We start from the raw sequence: 22822 nt of genomic DNA on the forward strand, positions 1-22822 counted from the left end.
CCGCTCGACACCCGTCCGTCGAGCGGGGCCCCGCCCTGCCGGGTTGCATCGAGCGTCGACAATGGTGCGACGCCGCGTGTGACCCGGAGGTGACCATGCGCGAACCGGTGACCCGGCCGCGGCCGGTCCGTGAGCAGCTCCCGGCCGGCGGCCCGGAACTGCTCACCCTGCTGGCCCGGCTGCTGCGGCGCCCCCGCCGCGGCGATCGCCGGCTCCCGCTGCTCTGGCTGGTCCGGCCCGCCGGGGACGGTGCCGTCGCGGCCCTGCTGCGGCGTTTCGCGGCGCGCCGGGCCGGGCGGCGGGTACCGCACGCCGTGCTGGACCTGACCGGCCGGCCCGCCGGCGACGACGTCGCGGCCGTGCTGCGCGAGCTGCACCGGCAGCTCTCCGTGGAGGCGTTCGGCGCGCCCCGGCTGCGGTTCCGGCACTACCCGCTGGCCGACTGGCTGATGCACCAGACGCTCGCCGTGGACCTGGACGCCGCCGACAGCGGCCGGGCCGCGCTGGTGCGCCGGCTGCGGGACTGGCGCGGGCGACGGGCCGGTGAGGACCCCCAGGTCGGCGGCGACTCCGGCCTCGGCACCGCACTGCACCTGCTGCTCTGGCTGCTGTGGCGGGCCGTACCCAGCGTCGTGTTCCGGATCGCCGTCTCCGGCCGGGTGCCGCTCGTCGGGCGGCAGTACCGCTGGTTCATGCGCCAGCAGTACCTGGCGCCCCGGCAGTCGGTGACGTTCCTCGGCTTCGCCGAGCGGCTCACCGCCGGCTGGCGCGACGGCGAACACCCGGCCCAGGTGGAGAAGCTGCTGCTGCACGCGTTCCTGGAGGACCTGCGCCTGGCGTACCGGCGGCGGTTCTGGCGGCCCGGGGACTGGCGCCGCACCGCCTATCCGGTGCTGGTGCTCGACGGCGCTCGGCCGGACAACGTCGGGCACACGCTGGTCCGGCTCGTCGACGAGGTGCGCAACGAGACCGGCCGCAACGACCCGCTGCTCGTCGTCGCGGTCGCCGCCGGCCCGCCGCCGGAACCGGCTGCGGCCCGGCCGCTGGCCGAGGCCGAGGAGGCGTACGAGGAGTGGGCCGAGGCGCTGCCGGAGAACCGCCGGCTGCGCCGCCCCGGCGCCTGGCTGATGCTGCTGGAGGCGGACGACCGGGACGTCGACGCACCGGTGGGAGGCGTCCCGCCGGCCCTGGTCGCGCCCGACCCGCCCTGGTGGGCACGGCGGTTCCTGCCCGCCGCGGTGGCCCTGGCGCTCGTCGCCGGGCTGGGTGTGTGGGCGCACGGACGGTGGGCGCCGGACTGCCGCCCCTGGCCCACCGACCGGGTCGCCGTCCGGCTCGTGGCCGGGGAGTGCGTCGGCTACAGCGACACCGCCGGGCAGGTCTTCAACAGCGAACCCGGGCAGGACCGGCTGCGCGCCGTGCAGCGGCGCATCTTCGCCCAGAACCGGGCCGCCGAGGAGGTGTGGCGGCGCAGCGAGCACCGCCGTCCCTACCTGACCCTGGTCTACCTGGGCAGCCTCACCGGCAACCGGACCCGCGCGGACGAGGAGTCCTACGTCTCCGAGCGGGAGGAACTGGAGGGCATGGCCACCGCCCAGTACGCCCTGCTGCAGGAGTCGGCGGCGGCGGACGACGCGGCGCTGCTGCACATCGTGGTGGCGAACGCCGGGCGGCAGATGCGGCACGCGGGCGACGCGGTGCGGATGCTGGAAGGGCTGGCCCGCGACGACCCCACAGTGCTGGGCGTGGTCGGGCTGGTGGACAGTCGCACCAGCACGGCGGCGGCGCTGCGCGAACTCAACCGGGTCGGCCTGCCGGTGCTCGCCCCCACGCTGTCGGCCGACCGGATGGACGCCAACTCCAGCCTCTACCTGGCCATGTCCGCGCCGAACCGGGACCAGGCCCGGATGGTCGAGGCGTACGCTCGGCAGGTGCTGCGGGTGGGGGAGGCGCACGTCTACTGGACCACCGGCGACCGCAGTTCGCTCACCGACGACCTGTACGTCGCCACCCTCGTCGACGGCCTGCGGGAACGCTTCGGCGACCGGATCACCCGGCTCGACGAGTGGCGCAGCGGGCGTCGGCTCACCCAGGAGTGCGGCTACCCCGGCATGCTCTTCTTCGCCGGCCGCTGGTCGGAGTTCGACGGGTTCATGCGCGCGCTCAAGGAGTGCGGCGCGAACCCGCCCCGGCACCTGGTCGCCGACGACTCGGTGAACCGCTACATGGCCAACCCGGGGCTACGCGCCAGCGCGCCGGGCAACCTGCCGGTCACGTACGTGTCGAAGGCCGCGCTGGCCACCTGCGCGTCGCTGCGGGCCGCGCAGGCCGGGCGCGACGACGCCCGCGGCAGTTTCCTCACCTGGATCGGCGCGGACGGCCTGCTCGACCCGCCTCGCTGCCGCGCCGGGGCCGGCCCGCCGGTCGGCGAGCGGGTCAGCCTGGCCTACGACGCCACCATGATGACGGTACGCGCGCTGGAGAGCCTCGCCGCCCGGCTGCGCCACGCCGACACCGGCCGACGCTGGGAGCCCCGCTCGGTCAACCCGGTCGGGGTGCACGCCGAGGTGCTGCGGCAGAACGCCGCCGGCGGCTACCCGGGGGTCAGCGGCCTCATCCGGTACGCCCCGGACTCCGGCGAACCGGTCGCGAAGCGGCTGGCGCTGCTCACCGTCGCGAAGGTGCCCGACGTGGACGCCGCCCCGGTCGAGGTGTTCCACTGCGGCGTGGCCGACACCGGCCCCGACCCCGGCTGCCGCCTCGCCCCACGCTAGGCGAGATCTTGGTACGCCCACGCCCCGCACGGGGCGCCCGCGTACCAAGATCCACGGAACGAGAGGGCTCAGCTTTCATGCCCCGGTGACGCACGTGGAGAGCTGTGGGTCAGCGACAGCTACGACGGCCGGCAGAGCAGTCGCCGACATCGCGGAGCCCCACCCGGCACGACGCCGGGCGGGGCTCTCGTCTGCTCGTACCCCTTGAGGTCAGCGGGCCGGGGCCAGTTCCGCGGCCGGCGCCGGCGCCAGGTCCGGCACCGCCGGGCCGATGCGCCGCCGGGGCCACCGGCGGCGGCCGGAGGGTACGGCGAGCGCGGCCAGCGCCGCGGCCACCGAGATGCCGGTGAGCAGCAGGAAGCCCGCCGTGAAACCGGCCTCCCGGGGCAGCCCGCTCGGCTGCGGGTTCGCGGTGATCACGGCGCTGGCGAGCGCCGCGCCGATCGCGCCGCCGATGGTACGGATGTTGGCGTTCATGCCGGTCGCCGCGCCGGTCTGCCCGGCCGGCACGTTCGCCACGATCAGGTTGGCCATCGAGGCGAACGCCAGCCCGATGCCGAGGCCCACCAGACCGCCGGCGATTCCGACCTGCCAGCGGGTGTCGTGCGCGACGGTCAGCATGGCGGCGGCCGCCACGTTGAACACCGCGCCGGTGCTCAGCTGCGCCTTGGCGCTGAACCGGGACTGCAGCCGTCCGGCCAGCAGGCCGGCCACGAACATGCCGACGAGCATCGGCAGCATCAGCAGCCCGGCCTGGGTGACGCTGGCGCCGAAGCCGTAGCCGGCGCTGGTCGGGATCTGCGCGAACTGCGGCAGGAACGCGTACACGGCGAACATCGAGGCGCCGTAGAGCAACCCGACGAGGTTCGTGGTCCAGACCGCGGGCAGGCGCATCATCCGCAGGTCGATCAGCGGGTTCGCGGCACGGGCCTCGGTCGCCAGCCAGGCGGCCGCGAGCACCGCGGCCAGCATCAGCAGCCCGACCACCCGGCCGGAACCCCAGCCCCACGCGGCGCCCTTGCTGACCGGCAGCAGCAGCGCCACCAGCCAGCCGGACAGGAGTACGGCGCTGAGCCAGTTGATCCGGCCCGGGGTACGTACCGGTGAGCGCGGCACGAACCGGTGCGCGGCGAGCGCGGTCAGCCCGACCACCACCAGCGGGATCCAGAACAGCCACCGGTAGCCCAGGGTGGCCACGATCGGCCCGGCCAGCACCACGCCCAGCCCGCCGCCGACGGCCACGACCGCGGAGATCGAGGCCACCGCCGAGCTGACCCGGGCGGCCGGGAACTCGTCGCGGATGATGCCGAACGACAGCGGGAAGACGGCGCCGCCGATGCCCTGCACCACACGGGCGGCGATCAGCACGCCGATGCTGGGGGCGACGGCTGCCAGCAGGCAGCCCAGCGCCAGCGCGGCGAGCGAGAACACGAGTGTCTTCTCCTTGCCGACCATGTCGCCGATGCGGCCGATGATCGGCGTGAAGACGGACGCGGAGAGCAGGTACGCGGTGAGCACCCAGGTCACCGTGTTGGGCGAGGTGTGCAGGTCGTGCTGGATGGTGGGCAGCACCGGCGTGATCAGCGACTGGAGCATCGCGAAGAATCCGGTGCCGGCGGCCAGCACGAGGAAGGTGAGCCGGCGTGAACCGTGCCCTGATGAGTGGATCATGTGGGAGAACTCCCCGTTGTCGGTACGAGACTGGTGGCCGCTCGCGCAGTCGTGCGGCGGTGGCGGCCGGGTCGTGCGGGCGCTCAGCGGTCGGCGGGCATGGTGGGACCTCCCGGGTCCGTGTCGGGGCGCGAGGATCGCGGGGCCGGATGGCGGCCGGAAGTCCGGAGTAAGCTATCCGGAGGGGTGGCTCCGGTCAGTAACCGGAGGCTTGCCTCCATTAACCTAGCGGAGGGGTGCCTCCGGTTGCAAGGCGGAAGGGGTGACACGCGTCATGACCGACGCCGACGTGTCCGGCGAGGTCTTCGCGCGCCGCCCGAAACGGGCCGACGCCCGCCGCAACTACGACGCGCTGATCGCCGCCGCCCGCGAGGTCTTCGGCGAGCACGGCGCGGGCGCGTCGCTGGAGGAGGTCGCCCGCCGGGCGGGCGTGGGCATCGGCACGCTCTACCGCAACTTCCCCCAGCGGCGGAACCTGTTCGAGGCGGTCTACGTCGAGGAGGTACGCGCACTCAGTGCCTCCGCCGCCGACCTGGCCGACGAGCCGCCCTGGGACGCCCTGGTCGGCTGGCTGCACCGGTTCGTCGCCTACGTCGCCACCAAACGGGCGCTGGCCGAGGAACTGGTGCACGACTCCGAGGTGTTCCGCAGCTGCCGCACCGAGATCTACGCGACCGGCGAGCCGTTGCTGCGCCGCGCGCAGGAGGCCGGAGCGGCCCGGACGGACGCCGGCTTCGACGACGTGATCCGGCTGATCAGCGGGCTGGCCGCGTACCAGTTCCCGGACCCGGCCCAGCGCGACCGCGTCCTGGCCATCGCGCTGGACGGCCTGCGCCCGCCGGCGAGCATGAATTGATACCCGCCACGCTCCGCGATCGCCGAGAGCGTCGCGCGGACAATCGTCGGCGCGGTCCAGCGCGCCGATCTTGCACTTTCGGTCGGCGAACTGCGGCTTATGCACCCATCCTTCGGGGCCGCAAGAGCAAGATCGCCGAGGTGAGGCGGGTCGGGCGGCGGTTCCCGCCCGGGAACCGCCGGCCGCCCGCTCAGCGGTGTGCGTTGCTCGGCCGCCCCCACGGCCCGGTGATCGCGAACACGTACCCCGGCGACTGGATGTTGGCGAACAGCGTCTTCCCGTCCGCGCCGAACGTCGGCCCGGTGAACTCGCTGTCGTTCAGCTCGTTGCGGGCCAGCGGGTACGCCTTGCCCTGCTCGGTGACGCCGACCAGGTGCGACACGCCCTCGCCGTCCTCGGCCAGGATCACCCCGCCGTACGGGGAGACGGTGATGTTGTCCGGCCCGTCGTAGTTGCCGTTGTCGGCCTCCGGGTCGGTGTTCACCCCGAAGATGGTCTTCAGCGTCACGGTCTGCCGGCGCGGGTCGTAGAACCACACCTGCCCGTCGTGCTCGTTGGCGCTGCCGTCGCCGTGGCGGGCGTAGCTGGCCACGAAGTACGCGCCCCCGTCGCCCCACCAGGCGCCCTCCAGCTTGCGGCTGCGGGTCACCTCGGCGTCGGTGAACTGCTTGCGTACCGACACGGTCCGCGCGTCGCGGTCGGGCACCTCGACCCACTCCACCCGGTACCGGGTGCCGGGGGTGGTGGCCTCGGACAGGTCGGCCACGTGGGTGTCGCCGCGCAGGCAGCGCATCGCGGCGAGGCTGCCGGCGGTCCCGCCGTCGGGCCGCTGGGCCAGCGCCCGCAGTGCGCCCTTGCCGGCCCGGAAGCCGGGCGGCGGCGTCCACCGGAAGTAGAGGCCGTTGGGCCCGCTCGCGTCCTCGGTCAGGTAGATCGAGTGGGTGTACGGGTCGACCGCCACCGCCTCGTGGGAGTACCGCCCGAGGAACGTCAGCGGCATCGGGTCGGTGTTCGCGGACCGGTCGTGCGGGTCGACCTCGAAGACGTACCCGTGGTCCTTCAGGTACCGCCCACCGGCCCGCTGCTCGGTCTCCTCGCAGGTCAGCCACGTGCCCCACGGGGTGATGCCGCCGGCGCAGTTGTTGTGCGTGCCGGCCACGCTGACGTACTCGCGCAGCCGCCGCCCGTGCCGGTCCACCTCGATGGTGGTGGTGCCGCCGCGGGCGCCCGGGTCGTAGGTGAGACCGGGCAGCGCCGGCACCGGGTACGGCTCGTCGCCGCCGATCTCGTGGTTGTTCACCAGCACCGAGCCGTGCGGGCCGCGGAAGCAGCCGGTGCCGTCCGCGTCGCTCGGGGTGGGCTGCCCGGACTCCAGCAGCGTCGCGCCGGCCTGCGCGACGACGGTGTACGAGAAGCCGGGCGGCAGCGCCAGCAGGCCGGCCGGGTCCGGCACCAGATCGCCGTAGCCGACTGCCGGGCGGCACACGGGCCGGGCCGCGGCCGGTCCGGCGATGGCCTCCAGGCTGCCGGCTACCACGATGCCGAGTCCGCCGGCCGCGCCGCCGCGCAGCAGGGACCGCCGGGAGAGAGGTGAGGTGGTCACGTCGTCGCCTTCCTGTGCGCACGGTTCGCTGAGGGAAGGCAAGCCGGGCCGGGGGAACGGCGGGCGGCGCGCCCGCCCGACGTCGGGTGAACAGTGGACGAATCCCCGGTGCGGAGCGCCCCGTGCCGGTGCGGCGCGGGTCCGTTAGGGTTCCCCTCGATCGCAAAACGTCGGAGGGCGGACGGTGGGCAGACTCGCGGCGGCGTACCGGCAGGCGGTCGATCGGCATCGACGGGCGGTGCGGCACTGGGAGGCGGCCCGGCGGCTGCTGGGCGCCGCCGGCCCGGCGCCCGTGGGCAGCCCCGAGCTGGTCGCGCGGCTGGCCCGGCTCGGCGGTGAGCTGGCCGCTGCGGTGCCCGGCACGGCCCGCGTCGCGACCCACCCCGTTCCGGTACGCCTCGGCGCGGCGACCACAGTCGACGGCGCGTTCCCGGTGCTCGTGCCGGTGGGCGCGGGCGCGCACCTGGCGGTCGACGCGGACGCCCGCGACCCGCGCGTCGGCGAGCTGCTGCGGGCGGTGGTGGTGCGGCTGCTGACCGCCGCTCCGGCCGGCGCGATCCGGGTGGCCGGCATCGACCAGGCCGCCTTCGGCGCGGCGTTCCTGCCGCTGCGCCCGCTGCACGACGCCGGGGTGCTCGCCGCGACGGCGACCACCGAGGCGGAGACGACCGCCCTGCTCGACGCGGCCGAGCGGCACGCGCGTACCGCCCAGCGATCAGCACCGGAGGACCGCGAACTGCTGGTGGTGGTCGCCGCGTCCGCGCCGCCGCCCCGGGAACTGGCCCGGCTCGCCGCGCTCACCCACGCCGGCCCGGCCGCCGCGGTCTGCGTGCTGCTGGCCGGTCACCCACCGGCCGGGCCGTCCGCCGCGCCGCCGCTGGGCGCCACCACCCAGCTGCGCGTCACCGAGCGGTACACGCTCGTCGGAGACCCGCCCGGGCGCCCGTTCAGCACCGACGGCAGCGGGCTGGCCGCGCCCGTGGTGCTCGACGGCGACCCGTCGCACGCCACCGTCACCGCGCTGGCCCGCCGGTACGCCGAGGCCGCCGGCCAGGACGTCGTCACGTTCGCCGACCTGCTCCCGGCGCAGCGCTGGACCGGGTCCGCCGCCTCCGGGCTGCGTACCGTGCTCGGCCGGGCCGGCCGCCGGCCGCTGAGCGTGGCGTTCGACGACGCCACCCCGCACTGGCTGGTCGGCGGGCGGACCGGCGCGGGCAAGACGGTCCTGCTGCTCGACGTGCTCTACGGGCTGGCCGCCCGCTACTCCCCGGCGGAGCTGCGGCTGATGCTGCTCGACTTCAAGGAGGGCGTCAGCTTCACCGAGTTCGTGCCCACCGACCGTGACCCGTCCTGGCTGCCGCACGCCGACGCGGTGGGCATCGAGTCGGACCGCGAGTACGGCGTGGCGGTCCTGCGTGAGCTGCGCGCCGAACTGGGCCGCCGCGCCGACCTGCTGAAGCGGCACGGGGTCAGCCGCCTCGCGGACCTGCCGCCGAACGCCCGGCCGCCCCGGATCGTCACAGTCGTCGACGAGTTCCACGTGCTGTTCGCCGGCAACGACGCGCTGGCCCGGCAGGCGGTCGACCTGATCGAGGAGCTGGCCCGCAAGGGCCGCTCGTACGGCCTGCACCTGGTGCTGGCGAGCCAGAGCACCACCGGGATCGAGGCGCTCTACGGCCGGGCCGAGGCCATCTTCGGGCAGTTCCCGCTGCGGATCGCGCTGCCCGGCGGCGACGCCGTGCTGGATCCCCGCAACGACGCCGCACGCGGACTCACCGTCGGCGCCGCCGTGGTGAACACCGGCGCGGGCGCACCCGGCGCGGACGTCGAGGTGCGGTTCCCCGACGCGCACGCCGCCTCGGCCGACCTCGCCGCCCTGCGCCACGAGCTGCACGCGGCCCGCCCCGCCGGGGCGCGCCCGCCTGCCGTCTTCCGGGGACACGAGACGCCCCGGCTCACCGACGACCCCGCCTGGACGGCGCTGACGCCGGGCGCCGACCCGCCGTACGCACTCGTCGGCCGCGTGGTCGACGTCCCCGGCAACCCGGCCGGGTTCGCGCTCGACGGCAGCCCCGGCCGGCACCTGGCGGTGGTCGGCACCGCCTCGGCCGGCGCGGACGTGCTCCGGTCGGCCACCCTGTCGCTGGCCCGCCAGCACGCACCCGGCACCGCCCGGTTCCTGTTCGCGCCGCTGGCACCGGGCACCACCGACACCGCCGACGACCTGGCCATGACGCTCGCCGCCGCCGGGCACCCGGTCCGGCGCCTCGACGCCGGCGCGCTGCGGGCCCAGTTCGCCGAGGCCGCGACCGGAGACGCCCCGAGCGCCGGGCGCACCTACCTGGTGGTGTTCGGGATGGACGCCGCCGCCACGACGCTCGCCGCCTCCGACCCGGCGACGTTCCGCTCCGGGTACGACGACCTGCGCGCCGTGCTGCGCCAGGGCCCCGCGCGCGGTGTACACGTGCTCGGCTGGTGGCGCGGGCTGCGCCGGCTCGCCGACGACCTCGGCGGCAGCGGGCACCGCGACGACGTGACCGGCCTGGTCGCGCTGAACGTCCCCGCCGCCGACCTGGGCCTGCACCTGGGCGTGCACGACCTGGCGTACGTCCCGCGCGACGGCCGTGCCCTGCTCGTCGACCGGCACGAGCACCGCACCGCGCTGATCGTGCCGTTCGCCGCCGGGAGTGATGGTTCCCCGTGAGGGCGAGGAGTGAGCCGGGTTTGCGAGCCCCGCAGTCGCGAACGGAAGACGGCCTTGTGAGCGCGAGGAGTGAGCCGGTTCTGCGAGCCCCGCAGTCGCGAACGGAAGACGGCCTTGTGAGCGCGAGGAGCGAGCCGGTTCTGCGAGCCCCGCAGTCGCGAACGGAAGACGGCCTTGTGAGCGCGAGGAGTGAGCCGGTTCTGCGAGCCCCGCAGTCGCGAACGGAAGACGGTCCAGCATGAGTGGATTCGACGAGTACGCGGCGCTGCTGCGGGAGCTGTCCACCCGGCAGCGGGGCGGGGAACGGGAGATCGCCGCCGAGGCGGAGCGCCGCCGTGGCCTCCAGACCGCCGTCGACACGCTCGGGCAGCGGCTCGCCGCCCAGGGTCAGCACCTCGACCGGCTCGGGCAGGCGATCGGCGTGCCGATGACGTCGGTCCCGGCGGAGGCGCCGGCTCCGGCGACGGTGGCCGGTGGGGGAGCGCCCGGCCGCGCCCCCGGACCGGGGGACGGGGTGACCGGCGGCGCAGCCGACGCGCCGGGGCGGCCGGACGTCGGGGCGTACCCCTCGGGGGGTGTTCCCGCGCCGCGGGCCGGCGACCCGACGGCGGAGCTGGCGGCGGCGGGCCGGCTCGCCGAGGAGGCCGACGGGTACGGGCAGCAGGCCGACGCGTTGGCCCGCACACCGGTGCTGCTGCCCACGTGGTCCGCGCCGGCCCGGGCGGTGGTGGTGTACGCGGGCTGCGCGCTCGCCGGTTCGCTGCTGATGCTGATCGCGATCGTGGGTTCGTCGCTGCCGGTGACCGGGCTGGACCTGGTGGCGGCGCTGAGCTGCGCGGGCGTGCCGCTGATGTCCTTCGTGGCCGGTCAGGTGGTGCTGGCCCGGTGGGGCCGCCCGGTGGTGGAGGGCGACGCGCCACCGGCCGGACGGTACGTGCCGCTCGGCTTCGTGATCTGCGCGCTGGTTTCCCCGTCCTTCTTCTGCCTCTACCTCCTCCTCTTCCGCCTCCTCCGCTGACCCCCCTCCCCGCCCGCCCTCGCCCCACCGCTGCGTCGATCATGGAGTTCCGGCCCCGGGGGAGCGGCACTTGTGGCTTTCGGGCGGGCGGAAAGCGCAAGATCGCGAAGGCGGTGGGGCGGGACGGGGCGGTAGGCTTCGCGCGGGTGGGTGAGCTGGGGGAGGGCGTGTGAGCGCGGCGGAGATCATCGCCAGGCTGGCGGCGGCGGCACAGAAGCTGGACGAGGCCAAGGCGCGCACCGCCGCTGCCGCACAGGACGCGGCCGAGGCGCGGGCGCTCGTGGCGGGCGCGCTGGAGGGGGCCACGGCGGGCCCGCTGATCGGGGTCATCGACTCGTACCGGCAGGCGCTGGCGCAGGCCGCGCAGGGTGGGGAGCCGGCCCGTCAGCACGTGCAGGAGACCATCGCGAAGGTGCAGGCGCTGGGCAACTGAGCCCGGTCCGGCATGCCGGTTTGCGCTGAGGGCGCGACAAGGGTTACCGCCGCGTAACTTTTCATTGACGTGTGTGAAATCGGACACGCATCATCGTGTCCACGATCGATCGGATCCCACCCGTCCCCCCGGGCCCGCCCGGGTGCCTCCCCCCGGAGGTGCAGCCCATGCTGCTCCGAACGATCCTGGCCGCCACCACCGCCGCCACCGTCCTGCTCGTCCCGGCCGCCGCCCAGGCCGCCGCCGCCGAACCCGCCGCCCCGTCGAACACGGCCACCGTCGCCACCGCCGCGGAACGGGCCGCCGCCGCGGCCGCCGACCCGGTGATCGTGGTCGGTGGCCTGAGTGGAATCTCCATCGCGTACGAGCCGATCGCCGCCCGGCTGCGCGCCGACGGCTACCGGGTCTCGATCTTCCAGTTGCCGAACCTCGGCCTCGGTGACATCCGCGAGTCCGCCCGGGCGTTGTCGTCCTACGTGGACCGGGTACGCGCCGCCACCGGCGCGGCCCGGGTCGACCTGGTCGGCCACTCCGAGGGCGGCCTGGTCAGCCGCTGGTACGTCAAGTACCTCGGCGGCGCGACCACGGTCGACCAGTACGTCAGCCTGGGCAGCCCGCAGTACGGCACGTACGTCGCGAACCTGGTCGCCTTCCTCGGGCTGGGCAGCTGTGCCGGGGTGATCGCCTGCCAGCAGATGACGATCGGGTCGAGCTTCCTGGCCGACCTGAACGCCGGGGACGACACGCCCGGTCCGGTGCGCTGGTCGACAGTGCGCACCTGGCAGGACGAGCTGGTCCGGCCGGTCGACAACGCAGTGCTCGCCGACGGCGCGACGAACATCCTGGTGCAGGCGTGGTGCCCGCTGCGGGTCGTCGGTCACCTGGGGCTGGTGCTCGACGGCACCACGTACACGGCGGTGCGCCAGGTGCTCGCCGGCGCCGCGGTCCGGCCCAACTGCTTCGCGGTCTGACACACGTGCCCGGGCCCGCCGCCGCGCGGACCCGGGCACGTCCGGCCGGACCCGTCGCGCGGGCCGGCCGGATCCCCGCGCGGTGCGGCGTCGGGGCCGGCGCTCAGTCCGCGTCCCGTCCCGTGATCAGGCCGGCGGCCCGCCAGGCCAGCGCGGTCACCGGGGCGCTGGTCCAGCCGGCCACCATCACCGGCAGCACCGACGCGTCGACCACCCGCAGCCCGTCCACGCCGCGCACCCGCAGCTCGGGGTCGACCACGTGCTCGTCGCCGGCGCCCATCGCGCAGGTGCCGATCGCGTGGTAGCCGCAGTAGCCGCGGGCCACGGCCGCCTCGACGATCTCCGCGTCGGTCGAGGTCGCCGTCCCGGGCACCGTCTCGGCCTGGATCCGCTTCGCGATCGGGCCGGTGCCGAAGAACTCCCGCATCCGGCGGAACAGGTCCGCCGCCACCCGCCGGTCGTGCCCGGTGGTGAGGTAGTTCGCCACGATGGCCGGCGGCGTACGCGGGTCCGCGTCGGTGATCGTCAGGCTGCCCTCGCTGTCCGGCCGCGTGACGGTGCCCAGGCACATCACGCCCGGCTCCCGTTCCAGTTCCAGCGCCTTGCCGGGGCGCGGCGGGGCGGCCGAGAACGGCGCCATCAACAGGTGCGCGTCCGGGCGCTCCAGCTCCGGGCGGGACTTGAGGTGGGCCGCCACGTCCAGCACCGGCAGGGCAAGCGGCCCGCCCCGGGTGAGCAGCCAGCGCAGCGCCGCCCGGGCCTGCCCGAGCGGGCTGCCGATGGTCATGTTGTGGCCGCCGGGTTCGGCGAGGCGGTACTGGAGCACGATCGAGCGGTGCTCGCGCAGCCCCGCGCCGACCCGAGGCCGGTCCAGCAGCACCGGCACCCCCGCCGCGCGCAGCGTGTCCGCCGGCCCGATGCCGGAGACCTGCAACAGGTGCGGGGTCGCGAGGGCGCCCGCGGCGAGGATCACCTCACCGGCCGCCCGGTACTCGGTCTCGCGGCCGCCGTGCGCCACCCGTACGCCGGTCGCCCGGTCGCCCTCGACGAGCACCCGCAGGACGACGGCGCCGACCTCGACGGTCAGGTTGGGCCGGCGTCGCACCGGGTGCAGGAAGGCGTCGGCGGCGCTGACCCGGCGTCCGGCGTGGATGGTGGCGGTGGGGTAGCCGATCCGCTCGTCGTCGTCGTGGGCGTCCAGGTCGTCGGCGCGGCGCCAGCCCAGCTCGGCGCCGGTGGCCACCATCTCCTCGGCGAGCGGGTCGGTGCCGGTGGCGATGGACAGCCGCACCGGGCCGCCCGTGCCCCGGTGCGGGGCGGGCCCGAGCGGGTGGTCCTCCAGCCGCGGGAACACCTGCGACATGGTGGACCAGCCCCAGCCCAGCGGTGCGAGGGCGTCCCAGTCCCGGGCCGCGCCGCGGCTCCAGATCATGCCGTTGACCGACGTCGAGCCGCCGATCATCCGTCCGCGCTGCCAGATTTCCCGGCGGCCCGGCCCGGTGGTGGCCGGGTAGTGCCAGGCGGTGCGCCGGTCGTCCATCAGCCGGGAGAACGCCTTCGGCACCCGCACGTACGGGCTGCGGTCCCAGCCGCCCGCCTCCAGCAGCAGCACCCGTGTCCCCGGATCCTCGGTGAGGCGGTTCGCCAGCACGCACCCCGCCGCGCCGGCCCCCACGATGACGTAGTCGAACTCCTCCACAGCGGACCCCCACTCGCGAGAATCCCTCTGACAGTAGTTGCTCGATCACATTCCGCGAAAGGGCCGGGCGGCGTCCGGGTCAGGCGGCGTCCGGGTCAGGCGGCCTTCGCCAGCGCCTCGAACTCGTCGTCGGTCAGCTCCACCTCGGCCGCCGCCACGTTCTCCTCCAGGTGGGTCACCGACGACGTACCGGGGATCGGCAGCATCACCGGCGACCGGCGCAGCAGCCAGGCCAGCGCGAGCTGCGCCGTGGTGGCGCCGTGCGCGGTCGAGATCGCGTCCAGCGGGCCGCCGGGCCGGGCCAGGTTGCCGGTGGCGATCGGGAACCACGGGATGAACGCCAGGTCGTGGCGCTCGCAGTGCTCCAGCACGTCCTCCGCGCTGCGGTCGGCCAGGTTGTAGAGGTTCTGCACCGACACGATCGGCGCGATCGCCCGGGCCGCCTCGATCTGTTCGACACTGACCTGGGACAGCCCGATGTGCCGGATCTTGCCCTCCTGCCGCAGCAGCGCCAGCTCGCCGAGCTGGTCGGCCAGCGGCACCTTCGCGTCGACGCGGTGCAGCTGGTAGAGCGGGATGCAGTCCAGGCCCAGGTGGCGCAGGCTCAGCTCGCACTGCTGGCGCAGGTACTCCGGGCGGCCCACCGGCCGCCAGTCGTCCGGGCCCGAGCGGGTCAGCCCGGCCTTCGTCGCGATGACCAGGTCGTCGGCGTACGGGTGCAGCGCCTCGCGGATCAGCAGCTCACTGACGAACGGCCCGTACGAGTCGGCGGTGTCGATGAACGTGACGCCCAGCTCGTACGCGCGGCGCAGCACCCGTACCGCCTCGGCCGGATCCTTCGGGTCGCCCCACACGCCGGGGCCGGTGAGCTGCATCGCCCCGTAGCCGAGGCGGTCGACCGGCAGGTCGCCACCGATCCGGTAGCTGCCCGACGCCTTCGCGGGCTGGGTGCTGGTGGCCATTCGCGGTCCTCCTGTGCTCGTTCGTACCTCGCGAGGCGGTGCTGTGCCCCGACCCCTGGACATTCCCCGAATCGTGGCGGCGAAGCGCTGGCAGTTGCGGCGAGCGGCCCCGGCGCACCGGGCCGCCGTGGGAGGCTGGGCGGGACGGTGGTCAGGAGGTGCGCATGGCCGCGACGCCACGGCTCGACTTCGCGCTGGACACGTACGAGTGCATCGTGCTCTACCCGGGGCCCTCGGGGCGGGCCCTGCCGGACGAGACCGTGCAGCGGCTGCAGGCCGAGCACCTCCAGCACATGCGGGCGCTGCAACGGCGCGGCATCGTGCTCGTGGACGGGTCGGTCGACGGCCCGGCCCGGGAACCCGACCCGCCGATCGGCTTCGGCCTGGCCCGGACCGGCTCGGTGGACGACGTCCGCAGCGTCATGGAGGCCGACCCGGCGGTGCAGGCCGGGCTCTACCGGGTCGAGGTGCTCACCTTCCTCTGCCCGGCCGGCTCGCTGGAGTTCCCGCTGGTCAAGACAGAGAGCTGACGTCTCGTCCGACGACCGCATGGCCGGACTGCTCACCCGTTCGAGGGGTGACCAGCGGCTGCCGCCCCGATCACCGCAGAGGCGCCGGCCAATGGACGGCGCCTCTGCGGGTCACGCTGCGTCAGACGATGCGGTTGTACCCGCCCCAGCTGCTGCCGATCTGGCGTACGTCGGCGTACGGTCGGCCGCCGTCGCGGTTGAAGTTGTTGGAGAAGAGCCACATGGTGCCGTCGGACTTGACGCCGAGGAGGTCGGTGAAGCCGTCGCCGTTGGCGTCGGAGGCGATGATGCGCTGGTACATGCCCCAGCCGGTGCCGATCTGGCGTACGTCGGCGTACGGCTGGCCGCCGTCGCGGTTGAAGTTGTTGGAGAAGAGCCACATGGTGCCGTCGGACTTGACGCCGAGGAGGTCGGTGAAGCCGTCGCCGTTGGCGTCGGAGGCGATGATGCGCTGGTACATGCCCCAGCCGGTGCCGATCTGGCGTACGTCGGCGTACGGCTGGCCGCCGTCGCGGTTGAAGTTGTTGGAGAAGAGCCACATGGTGCCGTCGGACTTGACACCCAGGACGTCGGCGAAGCCGTCGCCGGTCGCGTCGGCGTTGATGATGCGCTCGAAGTTGCCCCAGCCGGTGCCGATCTGCCGGACGTCTCCGTACGGTACGGCGCTGTCGCGGGTGTAGTTGTTGGAGAACAGCCACATCGAGCCATCGGTCTTGGTCGCCACCAGATCGTGGTAGCCGTCACCGGTCACATCGGCGATCCAGGGATCCCGAACCGGCGTCTCACCGCTACCGATGACGTTTCGGTAGCGCAGTGCGACATAGTTGCTTGCCGGGTGTGAGTCGATGAGACCGTCGGAGCCGCCGGTGAGGGTCTCGGTCGCGATCTTCATGGGGTACGACCCGAAGGCGTAGTACTCGAATTCGCCCGCCGACTTGTTGATCCAGCGTTTGAAGAGAATGACGTGTTCGGCGGCGGAGTTCAGTGCGTCACCGGGCAGGAGGTCGTTCTTGCTGATCTGACTGGCGACCAGACCGATGTTGCGGGTCGAGGCGGACGCGGACAGGTGCCAGGCCATGGAGACCATCCCCGAGCAGTCTCTTCTGTACCCCTTGCCGCTCGGGTCGGGGTAGGTGTCGTTCCATTCCTGGCTGTAACCGATGCTGTAGCGATTGTCGTACCAGTACTGCGCGCGGCTGAGGATTTCGTCCCGGCTGATTTCGCCGGCCACACTTGATGCGGCGAGTGCCGCCTGCGGGGCGCTCGTCACGGTGGCGCCCACGCCGACGGTGAGGCCGAGGCCGGCGGCCAGGGTGAGGCCGAGGGCCATGCTGGTGAGACGTCGAACAAGCACGTGATCCTGCCTTTCAGGAGGAGGGAAGGGGCTAGACGATTCGCCACGGGCGGAGCTGCGGCGTGGTGGCGATCGCCGAGCTGACTAGGCGGTGCAGGGTGTCGGTGGCCTCTTCGACGTCATCGCTGTCGATGAAGGCGATGACGTCGACGGCGTGCGGACCGGCGCGGATTCGGATGTGTTCGACCCTGCTGGCTGCCGTGGTCTGCGCGTAGAGCAGGTCTCGCAGCACCAACGGTTCGATCGGCGCCGCTGCGCCCAGTGGTGCGATACGGATGTATGTCGCCACCATCGCGTTCATGTCCCCGGGTGCGCGAGGATCGGGGCGCCCCAGCCGAAGCCTTCGGCCAGTGCCCCGACAGTCCCGTGATCGGCGACCAGGACGACGGCAACCGCCATGGCGAGGGAAGCGGCCACGATCAGGTAGCGATACGAAATAAATAGACGCATATCGATGCACCTTCTTGTGAGGGGTGGCTTTCGAATTTCATTGGTTAATCGCGCTGCCTTGCGGATGTCTCCGGTGCGCTGAAATGAGCATCGCGGGCCGGGGGGGGTGTTGTCACCAGGTCCGGGATGGCGCAAGCCCGCCCGGCGGGATCACGCCACCATCCCCTCGCGGGGACCCCGCAGACGATCACGGCCCGGCAGAATGCTCGTTGCCGGCCTACCGTGGGGGAGGAGCGAGGTGTTCGACCTGCTGGGACTGTCGACGCAGCACGAGATGGTCTACCGAGCGATGCTGGAGCGACCCGACCTGAACGTCGCCGGGTTGAGCCATCACCTGGCCGTTCCCGCCGACCAGGTGCGCGAAGCGCTGGATCTGCTGGCGGACCTCGCACTGATCCGGTTGGACGCCCAGAGCGGGCACGCCCGGGTGGTGCGCCCCCAGGCCGGGCTGATGGCACTGCTCGCCAAGGTGGAGGCGGAGGTCGTCGTCCGGCAACGGCAGGTGGAGGCCACCAGGGCCGCCATCGCCGCGATCGCCACGGCGCATGACGATCACCGCCGGGTGGGGGAGGGGCGACTCCTCGACGGCGTCGACGCCGTACGGGAACGCTTGACCGAATTGGCTCACGACGCCCGAACCGAGTGCTTGTCCTTCACCACGGGCCGCGGGCAGCGGCCGGACACGATGCAGGCGGAAGGCGCCCTCAACCAGCTCGCCCTGGAGCGGGACGTCCGCATCCGTAACGTCTACCAGGACAGCTTTCGCAATGACCCCGCCACCCTCGCGCACGCCCAGTGGATGGCGAGCCTCGGTGCCCAGTCGCGCACCACGCCGACGCTGCCTATGCGTCTGGTCATCGTCGATCGCGAAACGGCGTTGGTGCCCATTGACCCCGACGATTCCCAGCAGGGGGCGCTGGAGTTGCGCGCCCCTGGCGTCGTCGCCGGACTCGTCGCGCTGTTCGAACAGGTGTGGCGCGTCGCGGCGCCCTTCGGTGAACCGAAGGCACCCGACGGGGACGGCCTCACCTCACCGGAGCGCGAGTTGCTACGGCTGCTCGCGGCCGGCCACACCGACGAATCGGCGGCCCGCAAGCTCTCGATCTCACTGCGTACCGTTCAGCGTATGATGACCGCCCTCGCCGAGCGGCTGGGCGCCTCCAGCCGGTTTCAGGCCGGCGTCCAGGCCAGCCAACGAGGTTGGCTGTGAGCCCCGGCATGGTTCCTCTGCCAAGGAGTACGATTTCCGCCGCGCGGTCGCCGTTGCCCGCCATCACGACGTTCCGCTGCCTGCCCCGCCGCTCGTCGGCGCGGATTTCGCATGCGCGTCGAAAACCCTTCCGCCATCCGTAAGGGGTCGGCCCACAGGCCGACCCGGAGGAGAGACTAGCCTGATGGGCGTGACACGCCGCGCGAAGATCGTCTGCACTCTCGGCCCCGCAACCGCGTCCCCGGAGCGTATCCGTGGGCTCGTAGAAGCGGGCATGAACGTGGCGAGGCTCAACTTCAGCCACGGCAGTCACGCCGACCACGAGTCGGTCTACCGGCTGGTCCGGGAGGCGGCCGAGGCGGCCGGCCGTCCGGTCGCCGTGCTCGCCGACCTCCAGGGCCCCAAGATCCGCCTGGGCAGGTTCGCCGACGGCCCGCACGAGTGGCGCACCGGCGACTCGGTGGTGATCACCGGCGACGAGGTGGTGGGCACCAAGGAGCGCGTCTCCTGCACCTACCGCAAGCTGCCGCAGGAGGTGAAGCCGGGCGACCGGCTGCTGATCGACGACGGCCGGGTCGCGGTCGAGGTCAGCGACGTCACCGGCAACGACATCCGGTGCCTGGTCACCGAGGGCGGCCCGGTTTCCAACAACAAGGGCGTCTCGCTGCCGAACGTCGCGGTGAGCGTCCCGGCCCTGTCCGACAAGGACGCCGAGGACCTGCGCTTCGCCCTCGGCCTCGGCGTCGACCTGGTCGCGCTCTCCTTCGTCCGCTCGCCGGAGGACATCAAGCTCGTCCACTCGATCATGGACGAGGAGGGCGTGCGCCGCCCGGTCCTGGCCAAGGTCGAGAAGCCGGAGGCGGTCGACCACCTGGAGGCGATCGTGCTCTCCTTCGACGGGGTCATGGTCGCCCGCGGCGACCTCGGCGTCGAGCTGCCGCTGGACCAGGTGCCGCTGGTGCAGAAGCGTGCCGTGCAGCTGTGCCGGGAGAACGCCAAGCCGGTCATCGTGGCCACCCAGATGCTCGACTCGATGATCGAGAACTCGCGCCCGACCCGCGCCGAGGCCTCCGACGTGGCGAACGCGGTGCTCGACGGCGCGGACGCGGTGATGCTCTCCGGCGAGACCAGCGTCGGCAAGTACCCGGTGCTCACCGTCAGCACCATGGCGAAGATCATCACCACCACCGAGGCCGGCTCGATCGCCGTCCCCCGGCTGCAGCACGACCCGCGTACGCACGGCGGCGCGCTCACCGTCGCCGCCTCGTCGATCGCCCGGGCCATCGGCGCGAAGGCCATGGTCGCGTTCTCGCAGACCGGTGACACCGTCAAGCGGCTGGCCCGGCTGCACTGCGACCTGCCGCTGCTGGCGTTCACGCCGGTGCCGGAGGTGCGCAACCAGCTCGCGCTGTCCTGGGGCGTGGAGACGTTCCTGATGCCGTTCGTCCAGCACACCGACGACATGTTCCGCCAGGTCGACCAGGCGCTGCTCGGCCTCAACCGGGCCAATCCGGGCGACTACGTGGTGATCGTGGCGGGCAGCCCGCCCGGCACTCCGGGCTCCACCAACACCCTGCGTGTGCACCAGCTCGGTTCGCTGGTCGACGCCGCCTCGGCGCGAGCTCTCCAGTGAGCGCGAGGAGTGAGCCGGGTTTGCGAGCCCCGCAGTCGCGAACGAAGGTGACGCAGTGAGCGACAGTTCGGTGGCGACCGGGCAGGCGGCGGTCGACCAGTTGCTGGAGGTGCTCGACCTCGCCCGTGCCGGGGAGATGACCTTCCGGGGGATGAGCCCGCCGGTGGGCCCGCAGCGGGTCTACGGCGGCCAGGTCGCCGGCCAGGCCCTGGTCGCGGCCGGCCGCACCGTCGACGCGGAGCGGGCCGTGCACTCCCTGCACGGCTACTTCGTGCGTCCCGGCGACCCGGCCGAGCCGATCGAGTACCAGGTGGAGAACGTCCGCGACGGCCGCTCCTTCTCGGTGCGCCGTTCGGTGGCGTTGCAGCACGACAAGCCGATCTTCTTCATGTCGGCGTCGTTCCAGCGTCAGGAGGAGGGGCTGGACCACCACGCCCCGCTCCCGCCGGACGTGCCCGGCCCGGACGACGTGCCGACGATGACCGACCGGCTCTCCCGCTACCCGGAGCGCCTGGGCATCTGGGGGATGATCCCGCGCCCGATCGACGTGCGCTACGTCGGCGAGCCCGGCTGGGTCCGCCCCGGCGACCGCCCGGCCGAACCGCACCAGCGGGTGTGGATGCGCCTGGACGGCAAGCTGCCGGACGATCCGCTGCTGCACGCGTGCGCCCTCACGTACGCCTCCGACCTGACGCTGCTGGACTCGGTGCTGTCGGTGCACGGCGAGGTGTGGGGGCCGGGCGGCGTGGTCGGCGCGAGCCTCGACCACGCGCTGTGGTTCCACAGGTCGTTCCGCGCCGACGAGTGGTTCCTGTACGACTGCTGGAGCCCGTCCGCGTCCGGCGCCCGCGGCCTGGCCACGGGCCGGATGTTCACCACCGACGGCCGGCACATCGCCAGCGCGGTGCAGGAGGGGCTGCTGCGGCGCGTCGGCGGCTGACGGTCCGGCCGGTGATCGCCTGGCCGGTGATCGTCCGGGCGCGGGTCGGGGAGCCGGTCCGCGCGGCAGCGGACTAACCTGGCCGTATGCGTCTCTCCGCCCGGGTCGACTATGCCCTCCGCGCGGCCGCTGAGCTGGCCTCGGTCGCGGACGGGGGGACCACCGGGCGGAGCCGGCCGGTGACCGCCGAGCAGATCGCTCGCGCGCAGGACATCCCGCCGAAGTTCCTGGAGAGCATCCTGCTGCAACTGCGCCGGGGCGGCATCGTGCACGCCCAGCGTGGCCCCGAGGGCGGCTACTGGCTGGCCCGGCCCGCCGGGGAGATCTCCCTCGCCGAGGTGATCCGCGTCATCGACGGTCCGCTCGCGCACGTACGCGGGCAGCGCCCGGAACAGCTCGGCTACCAGGGGGCGGCCCGCGCGTTGCAGGACGTCTGGATCGCGCTGCGGGCCAGCGAGCGGGAGATCCTGGAGCTGGTCACCATCGCCGACGTGGCCGCCGGCGCGCTGCCCGGCAGGGTCAACGAGCTGGCCGCCGACCCGCGCGCCTGGAGCTGACGGCAGCTTCCGCACACCCCGGCACACCGTCCGGCGTCTCCTACCAACCGGATGGGGGACTTGACCCGGGGTGCCCTCGTGCCGCATTGTCGACCAAGTCGATAGGAGATACCGAAAAGTCAGGGGGCGCTCGTGCGCAAGCTGCTGGTCCTCGCCCTCGTCGGGCTCGCCGCGCAACTCGTCGACGGCGCGCTCGGCATGGCGTACGGGCTGACCTCCTCGACGCTTCTCCTGTTCGCCGGCGTGGCGCCGGCCGCCGCGTCCGCCTCGGTGCACCTGGCCGAGATCGGCACCACGCTCGCCGCAGGCGTGTCGCACTGGCGCTTCGGCAACGTCGACTGGAAGGTGGTCGGCCGGATCGCACTGCCCGGCGCGATCGGCGCGTTCGCCGGGGCGACCTTCCTCAGCTCCATCTCCACCGAGGCGGCGGCGCCGTGGATGGCCGCCATCCTGTTCACGCTCGGCGCGTACCTGCTGGTGCGGTTCTCCCGGCCGCTGCGCGCCAACCGCGCCGCCGGCCGGCTGCGCAGTCGCTTCCTCGCCCCGCTCGGCCTGGTCGCCGGTTTCGTCGACGCCACCGGCGGCGGTGGCTGGGGGCCGGTCGCCACCCCGGCGCTGCTGGTCTCCGGCCGGATGGAACCCCGCAAGGTCATCGGCTCGGTGGACACCTCCGAGTTCGTGGTGGCCGGCGCGGCCAGCATCGGCTTCCTCATCGGCCTGGGCTCCGAGGGGTTCCTGCTGCCCACGGTGGCCGCGCTCCTGGTCGGCGGCCTGATCGCCGCGCCCATCGCGGCCTGGCTGGTCCGCATCGTCCCCGCCCAGCTGCTCGGCGCCGTGATCGGCGGCGTGATCGTGCTGACCAACGCCCGTACGCTGCTGAGCGCCGGTGGCGTGGGCGGCTCGGTGCCGGTGGTGGTGTACGCGCTGCTCGGCGCCGCCTGGCTGGTCGCCGTCGGGCTGGCGGTGCGCGCGCTGCGTCGTGCCCGCCGGGCCCGCGCCACCGTCGACGTGGCCCTGACCTCCGCGGCGCCGGCCGAGGCCGCGCTTGCCTCCGCGTCGCCGGCGGGGGCCGCGTCCGCCTCCGCGTCGCCCGCCGAGGCGGGGGAGCCCGCCCAGTCGGGGGAGTCCGTCGAGCCGGCGGACGCCGCGAAGCCGGGGCTGGCCCCGGAGCCGGTGGCCACCGCCGAGACCGCCGAGACCGCCGATGCCGCGGAGTCGCGGAAGCTCGCCGCCGCTGTCGAGGGCTGAGCCCGCTCGCGGTCCCGGGCCGCGCCATCGCCCCGCGGTGCCATCGCCCGAGTGGGGTCTGGCTCGGCGTGTCGTCCGCCGGAAAGAGATGCCCCCGCTGACCGGTATGCCTCTCGGTCATATTTATGGGTCTTGTGACGTGTCTGTGGGTGGTTGGGCGCGTCGTTGATGGCGCACGCCGTTGTCCTGCCTAGGTTCTGGCTTGTCGA

At 73.7% G+C, this 22822-nt stretch carries 18 protein-coding genes; 12 read left to right on the plus strand and 6 right to left on the minus strand.

The window, feature by feature from the left end; genetic code table 11:
- The first annotated feature begins 95 nt into the window (after positions 1-95).
- The gene (locus tag V6U82_RS20755; protein WP_334463646.1) at positions 96-2774 is read left to right on the plus strand and encodes a hypothetical protein; all 2679 of its coding nucleotides are present in this window, start codon (positions 96-98) and stop codon (positions 2772-2774) included.
- Positions 2775-2984: 210 nt separating this feature from the next.
- Here V6U82_RS20755 and V6U82_RS20760 read toward each other — a convergent pair whose 3' ends face one another.
- Positions 2985-4445, minus strand: coding sequence for an MFS transporter (locus V6U82_RS20760; protein WP_334463649.1), 1461 nt, complete (start codon positions 4443-4445; stop codon positions 2985-2987).
- 262 nt (positions 4446-4707) lie between these two features.
- On the opposite strand from V6U82_RS20760, the gene V6U82_RS20765 reads away from it, so the two are divergent.
- Complete coding sequence (locus tag V6U82_RS20765; protein WP_128138487.1) at positions 4708-5301, plus strand: TetR/AcrR family transcriptional regulator; 594 nt, start codon at positions 4708-4710, stop codon at positions 5299-5301.
- A 190-nt stretch (positions 5302-5491) separates the two neighbouring features.
- Here V6U82_RS20765 and V6U82_RS20770 read toward each other — a convergent pair whose 3' ends face one another.
- Positions 5492-6904 (minus strand): alkaline phosphatase PhoX, encoded by a 1413-nt coding sequence (locus V6U82_RS20770; RefSeq protein ID WP_334463656.1) that lies wholly within the window; start codon positions 6902-6904, stop codon positions 5492-5494.
- A 184-nt stretch (positions 6905-7088) separates the two neighbouring features.
- Here V6U82_RS20770 and V6U82_RS20775 point away from each other — a divergent pair, with 184 nt between their 5' ends.
- The 4 genes from V6U82_RS20775 (at position 7089) to V6U82_RS20790 (ending at position 12030) form a co-directional block, all read left to right on the plus strand.
- A complete protein-coding gene (locus V6U82_RS20775; protein ID WP_334463659.1) occupies positions 7089-9608 on the plus strand; it encodes an FtsK/SpoIIIE domain-containing protein in 2520 nt (839 codons plus the stop codon).
- A gap of 238 nt (positions 9609-9846) precedes the next feature.
- Positions 9847-10626, plus strand: coding sequence for a hypothetical protein (locus tag V6U82_RS20780; RefSeq protein ID WP_334463661.1), 780 nt, complete (start codon positions 9847-9849; stop codon positions 10624-10626).
- Positions 10627-10795: 169 nt separating this feature from the next.
- Positions 10796-11059 carry a DUF6244 family protein gene (locus tag V6U82_RS20785; RefSeq protein WP_013287536.1) on the plus strand — a complete coding sequence of 88 codons (264 nt, stop codon included), beginning with the start codon at positions 10796-10798 and terminating at the stop codon, positions 11057-11059.
- A gap of 167 nt (positions 11060-11226) precedes the next feature.
- Positions 11227-12030, plus strand: coding sequence for a lipase family alpha/beta hydrolase (locus tag V6U82_RS20790; RefSeq protein ID WP_334463664.1), 804 nt, complete (start codon positions 11227-11229; stop codon positions 12028-12030).
- A gap of 103 nt (positions 12031-12133) precedes the next feature.
- On the opposite strand, the gene V6U82_RS20795 is transcribed toward V6U82_RS20790, so the two are convergent.
- Together V6U82_RS20795 and V6U82_RS20800 are read right to left on the minus strand one after the other, a co-directional pair.
- The gene (locus V6U82_RS20795) at positions 12134-13729 is read right to left on the minus strand and encodes a GMC family oxidoreductase (protein WP_334463667.1); all 1596 of its coding nucleotides are present in this window, start codon (positions 13727-13729) and stop codon (positions 12134-12136) included.
- A 95-nt stretch (positions 13730-13824) separates the two neighbouring features.
- A complete protein-coding gene (locus V6U82_RS20800; RefSeq protein WP_334463669.1) occupies positions 13825-14691 on the minus strand; it encodes an aldo/keto reductase in 867 nt (288 codons plus the stop codon).
- A 164-nt stretch (positions 14692-14855) separates the two neighbouring features.
- Between V6U82_RS20800 and V6U82_RS20805 the strand changes: the two genes are divergently transcribed.
- Positions 14856-15221 carry a YciI family protein gene (locus V6U82_RS20805; protein ID WP_013287532.1) on the plus strand — a complete coding sequence of 122 codons (366 nt, stop codon included), beginning with the start codon at positions 14856-14858 and terminating at the stop codon, positions 15219-15221.
- A gap of 121 nt (positions 15222-15342) precedes the next feature.
- Here the strand turns inward: V6U82_RS20805 and V6U82_RS20810 are convergent, their stop codons facing one another.
- The gene (locus tag V6U82_RS20810) at positions 15343-16575 is read right to left on the minus strand and encodes an FG-GAP repeat domain-containing protein (RefSeq protein ID WP_334463673.1); all 1233 of its coding nucleotides are present in this window, start codon (positions 16573-16575) and stop codon (positions 15343-15345) included.
- A gap of 31 nt (positions 16576-16606) precedes the next feature.
- Positions 16607-16876: a hypothetical protein gene (locus V6U82_RS20815; RefSeq protein ID WP_334463675.1), complete on the minus strand. Its 270-nt coding sequence runs from the start codon at positions 16874-16876 to the stop codon at positions 16607-16609.
- Between the two features lie 387 nt (positions 16877-17263).
- Here V6U82_RS20815 and V6U82_RS20820 point away from each other — a divergent pair, with 387 nt between their 5' ends.
- From V6U82_RS20820 to V6U82_RS20840, 5 genes are all read left to right on the plus strand, one after another.
- Positions 17264-18235: a helix-turn-helix transcriptional regulator gene (locus tag V6U82_RS20820; protein WP_334463677.1), complete on the plus strand. Its 972-nt coding sequence runs from the start codon at positions 17264-17266 to the stop codon at positions 18233-18235.
- Between the two features lie 184 nt (positions 18236-18419).
- Positions 18420-19868, plus strand: coding sequence for a pyruvate kinase (gene pyk / locus V6U82_RS20825; RefSeq protein WP_128137743.1), 1449 nt, complete (start codon positions 18420-18422; stop codon positions 19866-19868).
- A gap of 55 nt (positions 19869-19923) precedes the next feature.
- Positions 19924-20808, plus strand: a complete 885-nt coding sequence (locus V6U82_RS20830) for an acyl-CoA thioesterase (RefSeq protein ID WP_128137742.1) — start codon at positions 19924-19926, stop codon at positions 20806-20808.
- Positions 20809-20894: 86 nt separating this feature from the next.
- Positions 20895-21365, plus strand: a complete 471-nt coding sequence (locus tag V6U82_RS20835) for an RrF2 family transcriptional regulator (RefSeq protein ID WP_128137741.1) — start codon at positions 20895-20897, stop codon at positions 21363-21365.
- A 132-nt stretch (positions 21366-21497) separates the two neighbouring features.
- A complete protein-coding gene (locus tag V6U82_RS20840; protein ID WP_334463680.1) occupies positions 21498-22613 on the plus strand; it encodes a sulfite exporter TauE/SafE family protein in 1116 nt (371 codons plus the stop codon).
- Positions 22614-22822 lie beyond the last annotated feature (209 nt).

This window comes from Micromonospora sp. CPCC 205554 (assembly GCF_036902745.1).
Classification (GTDB): Bacteria; Actinomycetota; Actinomycetes; order Mycobacteriales; family Micromonosporaceae; genus Micromonospora; species Micromonospora tulbaghiae.

Coding starts and splice junctions, on each gene's coding strand:
- V6U82_RS20755 (WP_334463646.1), top strand. CDS start 96: ATGCGCGAACCGGTGACCCGGCCGCGGCCGGTCCGTGAGCAGCTCCCG.
- V6U82_RS20760 (WP_334463649.1), bottom strand. CDS start 4,445: ATGATCCACTCATCAGGGCACGGTTCACGCCGGCTCACCTTCCTCGTG.
- V6U82_RS20780 (WP_334463661.1), top strand. CDS start 9,847: ATGAGTGGATTCGACGAGTACGCGGCGCTGCTGCGGGAGCTGTCCACC.
- V6U82_RS20790 (WP_334463664.1), top strand. CDS start 11,227: ATGCTGCTCCGAACGATCCTGGCCGCCACCACCGCCGCCACCGTCCTG.
- V6U82_RS20800 (WP_334463669.1), bottom strand. CDS start 14,691: ATGGCCACCAGCACCCAGCCCGCGAAGGCGTCGGGCAGCTACCGGATC.
- V6U82_RS20805 (WP_013287532.1), top strand. CDS start 14,856: ATGGCCGCGACGCCACGGCTCGACTTCGCGCTGGACACGTACGAGTGC.
- V6U82_RS20815 (WP_334463675.1), bottom strand. CDS start 16,876: ATGAACGCGATGGTGGCGACATACATCCGTATCGCACCACTGGGCGCA.
- pyk (WP_128137743.1), top strand. CDS start 18,420: ATGGGCGTGACACGCCGCGCGAAGATCGTCTGCACTCTCGGCCCCGCA.
- V6U82_RS20835 (WP_128137741.1), top strand. CDS start 20,895: ATGCGTCTCTCCGCCCGGGTCGACTATGCCCTCCGCGCGGCCGCTGAG.